Raw genomic sequence first — 12291 nt, forward strand, 5'->3', positions numbered from 1 at the left:
CGTTATTCTATCTTACGTTGAACCCGTTGTAAATCTTCACGGAATCGAGGATAGCTGACATCGGATGCCTCGATCCCCTCGATGTGAACGGCTTCATCGGTCACGAGTGACGCAATCTGTAACATCATGGACAAGCGATGGTCTCCGTAAGTCGAGACATCCCCTCCGTGAAGGCGACTCGGCTGGACGATGAATCCGTCCTCGGTGCCGACGATGTCCACACCTAATTTGCGTAGTTCTGAGACGACCACCTCAATCCGGTCGGTTTCTTTCACGCGCAGTTCCGCTGCATCTTTTACGATGGACGGTGAATTCGCCTGAGAGGCGACGAGAGCGAACAGGGGTAATTCATCAATCTGTGAAGGAATGAAATCCTTTTCGACGACCGTGCCGGATAACTCACTCGTCGTGACCGTCACGTCCCCGACTCGTTCTTCACCGACCAATCGTTCGTTCGAAATGACGACATTCGCGCCCATCCGTTCGAGCGTACGTAAAAATCCGATCCGCGTCTCATTCAAACAGACGTCCGTCGTCGTAACCGAACTATTTGCCACCATGGCCGCCCCTGCCCAGAAAAATGCAGCCGATGACGGGTCTGCCGGTACGTCGACCGTACATCCGGTCAATGTCGAGGGTTCGACACGGATGACGCGTAACCCTTCTTCGTTTACAATCGACAGCTTCGCACCGAATAGGGGCAACATGCGCTCGGTATGGTCTCGTGACAACATCGGTTCTCGAACAACCGTCGTACCCGAGGCACGTAAGCCGGCGAGTAGGACGGCCGACTTCACTTGGGCGCTCGCGACCGGTAACGTATAGTCAATCGATCGAAGCCCCGTCCCTTCGATGACGAGAGGCGCCATATCCCCGGTCACATGTGCACCCATGTTTCGTAAAGGCTTGGTAACGCGGCGCATCGGACGTCTAGATAACGATTCATCGCCTACGAGCTCAAACGACCCGTTATAGCCGGACAAGAGACCGATCAGAAGGCGCATCGTCGTACCTGAATTCCCACAGTCAAGCCGTGCCGAGCGCGGAGACTCGATGCCTTTAATGACTAGTTCGTCTTGCTGTTCTGTCACATCGGCTCCAAGTGATCGAATCGCCTCGATTGTCGAACGACAATCGGCACCGAGGAGCGGATTCCGCACGTGCGTCGTCCCGTTCGCCATCATCCCGAATAATAATGCCCGATGTGTGATGGATTTATCACTCGGTACACGGATAGAACCGTTTAAACTCATCGTTCCCACCATCCTTTCATCTGTTCAAACGTCTGTTGAAGATGTTCTAGCTGTACCGACTCAACGGTGATCGTTTCACGAAGTAACACAAAACGAATTGCACCGTGACGGTTCTTTTTATCCCGAATCATTTTTTCCACGTAGCGGTCGAATGGTTGCCAATCGATCGGCGTGACGTCATTTGAACGCATCCAATCGAACAACTGCATCGCTCGAACTTCATCTCCAGACACGAGAAAAGCGAACACCATCCCATGTAAAACCGCTTCCCCATGTGGGATCCGATAGGCTTCCACCGACTCAAGGGCATGACCGAACGTATGCCCAAAGTTGAGCCAAGCACGAATGCCCTGTTCTCGCTCGTCCTTCTCGACAATGGCTTGTTTCACTCGAATCCCACGAGCAAGCCACGACACCCAATCCAATGGTTCGTTCTCGTTCAAGTCTAAAAACAAGTCGTCCTCGAAAGAGGATTCGAGGACGTAACGTGATAAGTACGCATGTTTCAATAACTCACCGAGACCGCTTCGCACTTCCTGGACGGACAAGGTGTTCAGTCGAGTGACGTTGTAATAAACGCCTGATGGCTGATAGAACGAACCAATCGCATTTTTCGCAAGGGGGTGATTGACTGCCACTTTGCCTCCGACAGCCGAATCGTGAGCCAAAATCGTCGTCGGCACTTGTATGTATGGAACGCCTCGCATGTAGACACTTGCTAAAAAGCCAGCCAAGTCGCCAATCATCCCACCACCAAAGGCGACAATCAACGTCTGGCGGTCACATCCATGGCGCAATCCTTCTGCGACAAGCTGCTCGAGCTGAGATAGCGATTTCGACGCATCACCCGCTTCGACGACGGACGAGACGACGTGAGGATGGGTCAGTTTCAATGTAGAACGGAACGACTCTCCGTAAAGAGACTCGACATGTTTATCCGTAACGACCCATAGCATCGAATACCTTGACCAATCAACCGAATCGATCCAACGATCCTGATTGTCCAAGACGACGTCGTATGGGGTCGATGCTGAGATTGGAATCGTTACCATACTCGTAACTCCTCCCGATACTCATCGACTCGATGTTTGATTCGTTCCATCGTGTCGTGCCCGAACGTCTCACACATTTCCTTCGCGATTTCAAATGCGATGACTGCCTCAACGACGAGTGACGCGGCAGGCACGGCGCACGAGTCGCTCCGCTCGATTTGAGCCAAAAATGCCTCTTTCGTATCAATATCGACCGATTGTAAGGGTTTATAGAGGGTGGGAATGGGCTTCATGACGGCTGAACAAAGGATCGGCATCCCCGTTGTCATGCCCCCTTCAAATCCACCGAGATGGTTACTCAGTCGCGTATATCCATCATCCCCGTATGCGATCGGGTCCATCACTTCAGAACCCGGACGATACGCCATTTCGAACCCTTCACCGAATTCAACACCTTTAAACGCGTTGACACTCATGACCGCTTGTGCGATTTTCGCATCCAGTTTACGGTCATACTGCACATATGATCCAAGTCCCGGTACAACACCATGTACTTCTGTACACACGATCCCACCGATCGAGTCTCCATTTGCCTTGGCCTCATCGATGCGATGCATCATTCGCAACGCGGCCGCTTCATCTAACGTACGCACCGGTGACGCATCGACGACTGCTTGTGCTTCTTGAAGCGAATCGAATGTACACGACTCCGCACGTTCCCCACCAATCACTTTGACATAACTAAAGAGGGACACCCCGACTTGTTGAAGGAGTTGCTTACAGAAAGCTCCGACCGCGACACGAGCCGCTGTTTCCCTTGCGCTCGAGCGCTCCAACACGTCACGTAAGTCTCGATGGTCATACTTCATCCCACCGACCAGGTCAGCATGTCCAGGTCTCGGCCGAGAGACGCGGCGCTTCACTTCGATGTCGCTTTCAATCGGTTCCGCCTGCATGACGTGTTTCCAATGCGTATGGTCTTTATTCTCAATCCAAAAAGTGATGGGTGCACCCGTGGTCACGCCATGCCGTATTCCCGAACGAACTTCTACTTGGTCTGACTCGATTTGCATGCGGCGCCCTCTACCGTAACCAGATTGACGTTTTTTTAACTCCGCATTGATTTGCGCAATATCGATCGCGAGTCCGGCTGGGGCCCCTTCAATGATGACCGTCAGACCGGGACCATGTGATTCACCAGCTGTCAAATAACGCATCCGATCACCTCATCCATCTATTTTTTCATAAAAGAAACTTTGCTTAATTGCGTAGCCATAACGTTTCGGTTGGAAAATTTGTTCCGTTCCACCGACAAATAGCATCCCACCTGGACGTAACGCCCGTTGGAATGACGTATATACCTTCTCTTTCGCTTCTTCAGTGAAGTAGATCAAGACATTTCGACAGACGATCAAATCAAAGTTACGTTCGTACACATCCGCTAACAAGTTATGCTTCTTAAATGTCACGAGTTGCTTGATCTCATCTGAAATATAATAGTCGTCGCCACGACGGGTAAAGTAGCGCTTCTGAAACTCCTCCGGCAAATCGATGAGCGCCCGCTCATGGTACTTTCCTTGCTTCGCTTTTTCGATGACGACATCATCTAAGTCCGTGGCCATGATTGAAAATTGAGATGGAGCCAGATGTTTCGACAACAACATGGCAAGTGAGTATGGCTCTTCTCCTGTTGAACAGGCAGCACTCCATACGCGAAGCTTCCCTTGACTCGAGCGAATCAGATGCGGGAGGATGTCCTCTTCAAGCTGTTGCCAACGAATCGGGTTGCGATAAAATTCACTCACATTGATTGTCATCCGGTCGAGAAACTCCTCGTAAAGTTGACGATCTGTATCCATCGCCTTCAAATACTCCAAAAACGATGCATACCCCTTCTTTTCGCGTAGTGCGACCATACGGCGCTTCATCTGCGCCTCTTTATATAAGTTCAAGTCAATACCCGACTTGATATAAAACTTTTTTACAAAGATGGCATAATCATTCATCACCAATTTCAACCTCAATTCTTTCTCATTTCCGCATTCTTCTGATCTCAGGCAACTCAAAGGGAATCAAAAAGGGACAGGTTTCCCCGTCCCTCGAAAAGTCATGAAACGTGTGAAGCCACTTCAGCGAACCAAAGTGAGAGTTCACGTTCCGCGCTGTCCACACTATCAGAACCATGAATCACGTTTTGTGACATCGTCGATGCAAAATCGCCGCGAATCGTTCCTGGTTGAGCATCCACTGGCTTCGTCTTCCCGATCATTAAACGAGAGACGGCCACGATGTCTTCCCCTTCCCATTCCATCGCAACAACAGGACCAGAAGTCAAAAACTCAACCAATTCACCAAAGAACGGCTTTTCTTTATGCTCTGCGTAGTGTGCCTCTGCGACCTCAACTGACGGTGTCACCATTTCGAGACGGTTCAACGTATATCCTTTGTTTTCGAAGCGTGAGATGATTTCCCCAATCAATCCACGTTTTACCCCATCAGGTTTAACCATTAAAAATGTCTTTTCCATTCCCCAAATCCCCCTAAGTCTATAAATGTGTACGATGTACGTATTTAGTGTACACGGTCCGACACATTTTTGAAAGGGGTTACATGGGCATTCACCATTTGCGTTTCCCAATATATTGCGCAATTTCAATTAACGATCGCTTGTCCGGAACATCCGGCAACCCGTCTAGTCGGCGGATGGCACGGTTGACGTAACGATCAATCGTCCGTTGACTGCGTTCTAACGTTCCGTTTCGTTGCACTTCCCGGACGAGAGATTTCGTCACTTTCACATCCGTCGAGGCGTTCACTTGACGGAGACGTTCATAAAAGTCAGGGTCCTCAGATGAATACAGGAGCGGTAACGTTTTATGACCGTGCTTCAAATCTTCCCCGACCGGCTTACCGAGTTGAAAACTCTTAGCGGTAAAATCGAGCAAGTCATCCGTCATTTGAAAAGCCATGCCGATATCATATCCAAACAGACTTAATTGCCTCACGATTTGTGGAGACGCTCCAGAGATGACAGCTCCTACCGCACAACTCGTTTCAATCAACAGAGCGGTCTTTCGCGCAATCCGATCTAAATAGCGCTTCGGTGATTGCCCCCACTCAAATTGATCTTGGATTTGATTGATTTCACCGACACAGATTCGTTCCATCGTATCTGCCATGATGCGCATCACTTCTGGTGAATCAATTTCGGATACGAGACGAATCGCTTCTCCGAATAACGTATTCCCTGTATACATCGCTACTGTTTCATCATATCGTTCCATCACGGTCGGTTTGCCACGACGGAGCATCGCGTCATCGATGACATCGTCATGCACGAGTGATGCCATATGAATCAACTCAAGACTTGAGGCAACTTTCGTCAAACGGATATCTTTCGTCTCACCGAACCCGGCGCTCAGTAAAACGAAGGCGGGTCGGATGCGCTTGCCACCGGCATCGAGTAATTGGCGCGATGCCGATTCAATGACAGGGTGGTCCGTCCTGACTCGAGTAGATAAGAATTGATCGATTTGATCAATCTCTCGGTTCATATGACGATAAAGTCGCTTCAAAGACATGGTTCACCACTTCTTTCCTAGATGCATGGCACATGCACCTCCGGAGAATGTCTTCACTTCGACTTGTTCAAACCCGGCATCTTCGAACATCCGCTTGAGCGTCAAACGGTCTGGGAACTGATCGGTCGACTCCTGCAACCATTTATATTGGTCGTATGAACCGGCAAAGACCTTACCGAAAAGCGGCATGACCGTTCCAAAGTAAAAACGATACAACTCTTTAAAAAGCGGTGCTGTCGGTTGGCTCGTTTCAAGACAAACGACCGTCCCACCTGGTTTCAAGACACGGTGCATTTCACGCAAGACCGTCATGTAGTCTGGAACGTTTCGGAGTCCAAATCCGATTGTGACATAGTCAAAGGAGTTGTCACCAAACGGAAGAGCCATCGCATTTCCATGAAGCAATTCGATGTTCGGCCAAGATTTGACCTTTTCCTCTCCCACTTTTAACATGTTCTCTGAAAAATCGAGTCCTTTCACAACACCCGTGTTTCCAGCAGCATCTGCCAATTGAATCGTCCAGTCAGCCGTCCCGCAACAAACGTCTAAACATTTAGCCCCCGGAAAGACGTTCATTTTTTTCATCGTTGTCCGTCGCCACCATTTATGAAGTCGGAAGCTGATAATCGAGTTCATCGTATCGTAGCTCGGAGAAATGGACTGAAATACTTCGTATACTTTTTGCTCTTTTTCTATCGGTTGCAACGCGTAACATCCTTTCCGTTCTAAGCGACCGCATGCGCGAGCAACGTCGTGAGTTGCTCTTTTTGGTCTTGTCTAAGCGCTGTCGCTTTCTTTTCAATCATTCGTTTCCCGCTCGTTGTCAAATAAGGTTGTTCAATCAGTTCGGAAAGTGTTTGAATCAATCCGACGTTCGCTTCGAGCCAAACGTTCATTGAAACGTTCTTCTCAAGCAATAAGGTGCACTTCGCCGCATTGACCCGCTGTACAGACTGACCGAATCGATCACTGTATGATGATGGAAAGTCCGTCAAGATTTTATAAAACTGAGCCGATGCAAAGTCTCCGGCGAGCACTTTTAATTGGCGTGCCAAAGACCCGTTCGGGCTGCTGTTCACTTGGTCGTGTAAATCAAGCGCTTGATGTGCGAAATAGGTTGCCATCACGAGTTGTCGATGCTCAATCGATTCCAAATCAATCATCTCGACCATCCAACGAAGCAATAGCATGTCGACGGCTGGTACAACCTCGTGTTTCGTCAAATAGGGATGATTCATACGTGTTTCGATTTGACGAGCAAGGTCTGTGACAACGAATTCATTTGTCAACTGTTCCATGCTATCCCCCCTCGTCCACTTCATTGTCATTCTGACATAGTATAGCACATTTTTGTCACATTCACGTCATTCGAACTCGCAAACCCAACAAAAAAAGCCGCCTTTCGGCGACTTATGTATTGCAGATTACTTGACCGCATCCTTGAGCGCTTTACCTGCTTTAAATGCAGGAACTTTGCTCGCTGGGATTTCGATATCTTCTTTTGTACGTGGGTTACGACCTTTACGGGCAGCACGCTCACGAACTTCAAAAGTACCAAAACCGATCAATTGAATTTTCTCACCGTTTTGGAGTGCTTCAGTGATTGATTCAAACGTAGCTTCTACGATTTTCGTTGCTTCTTTTTTAGAAACATCGGCTTTCTCAGTAACAGCTTGGATCAATTCAGTTTTGTTCATCACGATTCACCTCCTCTCACAGGGAGTTTACGGGATTAATCATATCGTACAAACGTTGATATGACAACATTTTTTGCATGATTTCGCGACATTCACTATCAAAACAGGTTCAGTTGTTTAAAAACACGACCTCTCCTTGTTCATCAATTGTGTATCCTTGCGAATAAGCTGGGGCGAATGGAGCATCTTTATAGAGCAAATAACGAATGTCTTCGCCTATTTCCGGCGACTCATCCGTCTTTTGAAGCGCTTCCTTCACATCTTCTCGATAGTCTACAAACAGTTGTCCCGTGCCATCCACATAGATTGGAAGTTCACGGTCCGAATAGGGACTTGGAATGAACGGCTCTTCCGTGACAAAGATTTTATCATAATCGAGCGTGAACTGATTCTTACCTAATGATCCGTCAAATGGGAACTTGCCTTCTTTTGCCCGAAACGCGTTGATGTTCGTTTGAAGTTGCTGCAACCGTTCAGACACACGCAAGTCAATCAACTTCACAGTCGGTTCCGTCTCCACATCGACGAGGATATATTGGAACAACCCGCCACCTTCGAAACTATTCGCCGGTGGGTCCGCTAAATAACCGGGCACGAGACGAGCGAATTCAACTGGGTAACGCTCCATGAGAGGCGTTTCCGCCGGTTTTGTTTTGATTGGTAATACCCCAGATTGCTCACGATAGGCATCGACCGCACTTTGTACCGTATTCAATTGATCTTCATACGGGATATTGTTGGCCCGTTCTGAATCAGGAAACATACATCCAGCTAACAGTGTCGTCAAAATCAAACTGATAGCGACAATCTTTTTTTTCATCACGTTTATCCTCCAGTCGGTCCTGAGACGACGACAAAAATCATGATAACAGTCCCAAATAAGAAAATGATGAAGGCAATCAGTCTGACGAGCGTGGCGAACCAACCGCTCAGTTTTGTATGACTGAGTGCGACCATTAATGCAGCGATGGCGAAAGCCCCGATCCCTGCGAATGATATCCACATTTTGATGAGTGACGGTGTCACGTCTATCCCCCTACTTTCTCTATGTTCTCCAGAATTCAAGTTTAGCAAAAAAAGGCGAGGAACTGAACGAAAACGTCAGCTCCTCTCTCAATCTGTCTATTCTTCAAAATGGAAAACTTGTTCCATCTCGTGTTTTTGCGGGCGTCTCATCAATTTCTTCACTTCATCATGAGGGCTTTTCCCTTCAAACAACACGTTATAGAGCGCCTCTGTGATCGGCATCTCCACACCTGCCTCTTTCGCAAGGGAGTGGGCCGCTTCACAGGCGCGGACGCCCTCGACGACCATTCCCATGTTTCCGAGAACGTCTTCTAACTTTTCACCACGCCCGATGGCATTACCGGCTCGCCAGTTACGGCTATGTTGTGACGTCGCTGTCACAATCAAGTCTCCGATTCCTGTCAATCCTGAGAACGAGGCCGGGTTCGCTCCAAGCTTCACGCCAAGTCGCGCAATTTCTACAATCCCACGAGTCATGAGGGCAGCTTTCGCATTGTCCCCATAACCGAGTCCATCCGTCATACCTGCCGCTAGAGCGATGATATTTTTCAGTGCTCCGCCGTATTCGGCCCCAACGACGTCAGAATTCAAGTACACGCGGAACTGATCGTTTGTGAGGAGTTCCTGCACTTCATCCGCGACATCAAGGTCAGCACATGCAATCGTGATGGTCGTCGGTTTCCGGACCGCAACCTCTTCAGCATGAGTCGGTCCTGTCAATACACCGATTGCCCGACGTTTAGCCGGTTCGATTTCTTCGGCGATGATTTCTGAAAGACGCTTATGCGTTTTCGGTTCAATCCCCTTCGCGGCATGAACGATGGTGACAGGTTCCGTCAACAAGGTGTTCAATTCCTTTGAGACAGGACGAATCGCCGAACTCGGGACGACGAGAAAAACGATACTCCGACCGTCTAACGCCTCTTTCAAGTTCGTCGTCGCACGAATGGATTCAGGTAATGGCGCGTCTTTCAAATAAAACGAGTTCGTATGTGACGAGTTGATTTCATCCACATGTTCTTGTTCACGTCCATAGAGCAGGACATCATGGCCATTATCTGCTAACACGAGCGAGATGGCCGTTCCCCAGCTCCCTGCTCCGATGACAGCTACGTTTGCCATAAGTGGCACCCCCGTTATTAGTTTTTCTGACGAGCCACGATGTGAATCGGTGTCCCGGTGAAGTCAAATGCTTTACGGATTTGATTCTCTAAATAACGTTTATACGAAAAATGCAACAACTCAGGATCGTTGACGAACAAGACGAACGTCGGCGGCTCGATGGCCACTTGAGTTGCGTAGTTGATCTTCAATCGTTGTCCTTTATCCGTCGGTGTCGGGTTCATCGCAACCGCATCGACGATGACATCGTTCAACACGCTCGTCGAGATTCGACGGCGATGTGTTTCAGCCACTTGTTTGATGACAGGCAACAATGTCTGTAAGCGTTTTGACGTGAGCGCTGATAAGAAGACAACCGGCGCATAGTCGAGGAATAAGAATTCTTGACGAATCTTCTCTTCCATCTTCTTCATCGTCTTATCATCTTTTTCAACGGCATCCCATTTATTGACGACGATGACAATCGCCTTCCCGGCTTCATGCGCGAGACCAGCGACACGCTTGTCTTGCTCGATGATTCCTTCTTCCCCGTCGAGGACGACGAGAACCACGTTTGAGCGTTCAATCGCCTTTTGTGCGCGCATGACACTGTAGCGCTCTGTTGATTCATATACTTTCCCGCGTTTACGCATACCTGCCGTATCGATGATGACATACTCTTGTCCGTCACGTGTGAACGGTGTATCAATCGCATCACGAGTCGTACCCGCAATGTTTGAAACGATGACGCGCTCTTCACCAAGGATTGAGTTCGTCAAGCTTGATTTCCCGACGTTCGGGCGACCGATCAACGAGAACTGAATCACGTCTTCGTTGTATTCGTACTCGTCTTTTTCTGGAGCGAGTGCAAATACTTGGTCGAGTAAGTCACCGAGTCCTAACCCGTGTGTACCCGAAATTGGGAACGGATCTCCAAATCCGAGAGAATAAAACTCATACATGAGATCTCGCATTTCAAAGTTATCCACTTTGTTCACGGCAAGGACGATTGGTTTGTTCGAACGGAACAACAAGTTCGCGACTTCTTCATCAGCCGCCGTGATCCCTTCACGTCCATTCACCATGAAGATGATGACGTCCGCTTCATCGATTGCAAGTTCCGCCTGATGACGCATTTGAACGAGCAACGGCTCGTCCCCTACTTCGATCCCACCTGTATCGATTAAATGGAACTTACGGTTGAGCCACTCTCCTGTGCCGTAAATACGGTCACGTGTGACACCCGGTTTATCATCGACGATCGAGACACGATCACCGATGATACGGTTAAAAATTGTGGATTTTCCGATATTCGGACGGCCAACGATGGCCACTACTGGAATTCCCATAACAACACCTCACTAACTTTCTATCAAAATTTCATCATTTCATCATTTCGAAACGCAACTTACCTATCATATCACAGGCAAAATTAAGTGACCATACAAAAAGAAGCGGGAGCATGACTCCCGCTTGAACGATCATCTTATTTAGAGTCGTCCGAAGAATCATCACCTGTCAATTCCGAGACAGAGAATCCTCCTTGGTCGCTATATTCATCAAGCAACGCTTGATCATCATCTTGACGAGTCGGTTCAGATGATTCGAGCGCACGCATCGACAATGAGATTTTCTTATCATCGAGATGAACATCTAGCACTTTCACCTTCACTTCTTGGCCTTCTGACAAGACTTCAGACGGCGTCGCGATGTGACGGTTCGCAATTTGCGAGATGTGAAGCAAACCTTCCACTTGTGGTGCGACCTCGACGAACGCACCAAACGTCACGAGGCGTTTGACGGTTCCTTCGATGACATCCCCCGGTTGGATCTTCCCTTCGATGGTTTCCCATGGACCAGGTTGTGTCTCTTTGATGGAAAGTTTTACTTTTTCATTATCTAAGTCGAGCCCGAGTACTTTCACTTTCACGCGGTCGCCTTCAGTTACGACGTCGCTCGGCTTCTCCACACGGCTATGGGCCATTTCCGAGATGTGAACGAGACCGTCCACGCCACCGATATCGACGAACGCACCAAAATCAGTCAATCGTTGGACCGTTCCTTCAATTACTTGTCCGACTTCAAGCGATTCGAGCGTTTCCGATTTCTTCGCGCTCATCTCTTCTTCGACAACTGCTTTATGTGACAAGATGACGCGGTTTTTTTCGCGGTCAATCTCGACGACTTTTACGGTAATTGGGTTATTCAAGTATGACGAGAAGTCTTCGACGAAGTGACTTTCGACAAGGGATGCAGGGATAAATCCACGGATTCCAATATCGACGACAAGACCACCTTTGACCTTATCTTTCACCATCACTTCAAACACTTCACCCGATTCGAATTTTTCAACGATCCGATCCCATGCTGCTTCGGCATCGACGTCTTTTTTCGAAACGACTACTTCTTCGTCCGTGACCTTTTTCACTTTGACACGAATCTCGTCGTTCACTTGGAGTGATTCGTTTAAATCGTCTAGATGCATGCTTGATACTTCGCTAATTGGCAAAATCGCTTCGGTCTTATAACCGATATCGATCAGCGCTTGCTTATCCTCGATTTTGACGACTGTTCCGGTCACAATTTGACCACGATTAATTTCAAAATCAGGCATATCTTTCATTTCTTCGACCATTCCAAC

14 protein-coding genes are annotated in these 12291 nt (G+C 48.5%); all 14 read right to left on the minus strand.

The features are described 5' to 3' along the window. Positions 1-2: 2 nt before the first annotated feature. Positions 3-1253 carry a 3-phosphoshikimate 1-carboxyvinyltransferase gene (gene aroA / locus KNO61_RS04985; RefSeq protein WP_078146745.1) on the minus strand — a complete coding sequence of 417 codons (1251 nt, stop codon included), beginning with the start codon at positions 1251-1253 and terminating at the stop codon, positions 3-5. Then, a complete protein-coding gene (locus tag KNO61_RS04990; RefSeq protein ID WP_078146744.1) occupies positions 1250-2305 on the minus strand; it encodes a 3-dehydroquinate synthase in 1056 nt (351 codons plus the stop codon). Before KNO61_RS04990 ends, aroA begins: the two co-directional genes overlap by 4 nt. Then, positions 2299-3462: a chorismate synthase gene (aroC, locus tag KNO61_RS04995; RefSeq protein WP_214688854.1), complete on the minus strand. Its 1164-nt coding sequence runs from the start codon at positions 3460-3462 to the stop codon at positions 2299-2301. Before aroC ends, KNO61_RS04990 begins: the two co-directional genes overlap by 7 nt. 9 nt (positions 3463-3471) lie before the next feature. Then, on the minus strand, positions 3472-4251 hold the full coding sequence (locus KNO61_RS05000; protein ID WP_078146742.1) for a CheR family methyltransferase: 780 nt from the start codon (positions 4249-4251) through the stop codon (positions 3472-3474). A 101-nt stretch (positions 4252-4352) separates the two neighbouring features. After that, a complete protein-coding gene (gene ndk / locus KNO61_RS05005; RefSeq protein WP_015881469.1) occupies positions 4353-4772 on the minus strand; it encodes a nucleoside-diphosphate kinase in 420 nt (139 codons plus the stop codon). Between the two features lie 91 nt (positions 4773-4863). Continuing rightward, on the minus strand, positions 4864-5826 hold the full coding sequence (locus KNO61_RS05010) for a polyprenyl synthetase family protein (RefSeq protein ID WP_214872708.1): 963 nt from the start codon (positions 5824-5826) through the stop codon (positions 4864-4866). Positions 5827-5829: 3 nt separating this feature from the next. Next, positions 5830-6531 carry a demethylmenaquinone methyltransferase gene (locus KNO61_RS05015; protein ID WP_015881467.1) on the minus strand — a complete coding sequence of 234 codons (702 nt, stop codon included), beginning with the start codon at positions 6529-6531 and terminating at the stop codon, positions 5830-5832. 20 nt (positions 6532-6551) lie between these two features. After that, positions 6552-7124, minus strand: a complete 573-nt coding sequence (locus KNO61_RS05020; RefSeq protein WP_015881466.1) for a heptaprenyl diphosphate synthase component 1 — start codon at positions 7122-7124, stop codon at positions 6552-6554. A 126-nt stretch (positions 7125-7250) separates the two neighbouring features. Then, entirely contained in the window at positions 7251-7523 is a 273-nt protein-coding gene (locus tag KNO61_RS05025) for an HU family DNA-binding protein (protein WP_015881465.1), read from the minus strand. A gap of 109 nt (positions 7524-7632) precedes the next feature. Then, the gene (locus KNO61_RS05030; RefSeq protein ID WP_015881464.1) at positions 7633-8343 is read right to left on the minus strand and encodes a hypothetical protein; all 711 of its coding nucleotides are present in this window, start codon (positions 8341-8343) and stop codon (positions 7633-7635) included. A gap of 5 nt (positions 8344-8348) precedes the next feature. Continuing rightward, positions 8349-8549, minus strand: a complete 201-nt coding sequence (locus tag KNO61_RS05035) for a DUF2768 domain-containing protein (protein WP_015881463.1) — start codon at positions 8547-8549, stop codon at positions 8349-8351. Between the two features lie 96 nt (positions 8550-8645). Then, positions 8646-9671 (minus strand): NAD(P)H-dependent glycerol-3-phosphate dehydrogenase, encoded by a 1026-nt coding sequence (locus KNO61_RS05040; protein ID WP_031421751.1) that lies wholly within the window; start codon positions 9669-9671, stop codon positions 8646-8648. A gap of 17 nt (positions 9672-9688) precedes the next feature. Further along, a complete protein-coding gene (gene der / locus KNO61_RS05045; protein ID WP_078146739.1) occupies positions 9689-10999 on the minus strand; it encodes a ribosome biogenesis GTPase Der in 1311 nt (436 codons plus the stop codon). A 137-nt stretch (positions 11000-11136) separates the two neighbouring features. After that, positions 11137-12285 (minus strand): 30S ribosomal protein S1, encoded by a 1149-nt coding sequence (gene rpsA / locus KNO61_RS05050; RefSeq protein ID WP_015881460.1) that lies wholly within the window; start codon positions 12283-12285, stop codon positions 11137-11139. Between the last annotated feature and the right edge of the window lie 6 nt (positions 12286-12291).

The sequence above is a fragment of the Exiguobacterium sp. s140 genome (assembly GCF_018617035.1).
GTDB lineage: Bacteria > Bacillota > Bacilli > Exiguobacteriales > Exiguobacteriaceae > Exiguobacterium > Exiguobacterium profundum.

Coding starts and splice junctions, on each gene's coding strand:
- aroA (WP_078146745.1), bottom strand. CDS start 1,253: ATGAGTTTAAACGGTTCTATCCGTGTACCGAGTGATAAATCCATCACA.
- KNO61_RS04990 (WP_078146744.1), bottom strand. CDS start 2,305: ATGGTAACGATTCCAATCTCAGCATCGACCCCATACGACGTCGTCTTG.
- aroC (WP_214688854.1), bottom strand. CDS start 3,462: ATGCGTTATTTGACAGCTGGTGAATCACATGGTCCCGGTCTGACGGTC.
- KNO61_RS05000 (WP_078146742.1), bottom strand. CDS start 4,251: ATGAATGATTATGCCATCTTTGTAAAAAAGTTTTATATCAAGTCGGGT.
- ndk (WP_015881469.1), bottom strand. CDS start 4,772: ATGGAAAAGACATTTTTAATGGTTAAACCTGATGGGGTAAAACGTGGA.
- KNO61_RS05010 (WP_214872708.1), bottom strand. CDS start 5,826: ATGTCTTTGAAGCGACTTTATCGTCATATGAACCGAGAGATTGATCAA.
- KNO61_RS05020 (WP_015881466.1), bottom strand. CDS start 7,124: ATGGAACAGTTGACAAATGAATTCGTTGTCACAGACCTTGCTCGTCAA.
- KNO61_RS05025 (WP_015881465.1), bottom strand. CDS start 7,523: ATGAACAAAACTGAATTGATCCAAGCTGTTACTGAGAAAGCCGATGTT.
- KNO61_RS05030 (WP_015881464.1), bottom strand. CDS start 8,343: ATGAAAAAAAAGATTGTCGCTATCAGTTTGATTTTGACGACACTGTTA.
- KNO61_RS05040 (WP_031421751.1), bottom strand. CDS start 9,671: ATGGCAAACGTAGCTGTCATCGGAGCAGGGAGCTGGGGAACGGCCATC.
- der (WP_078146739.1), bottom strand. CDS start 10,999: ATGGGAATTCCAGTAGTGGCCATCGTTGGCCGTCCGAATATCGGAAAA.
- rpsA (WP_015881460.1), bottom strand. CDS start 12,285: ATGGTCGAAGAAATGAAAGATATGCCTGATTTTGAAATTAATCGTGGT.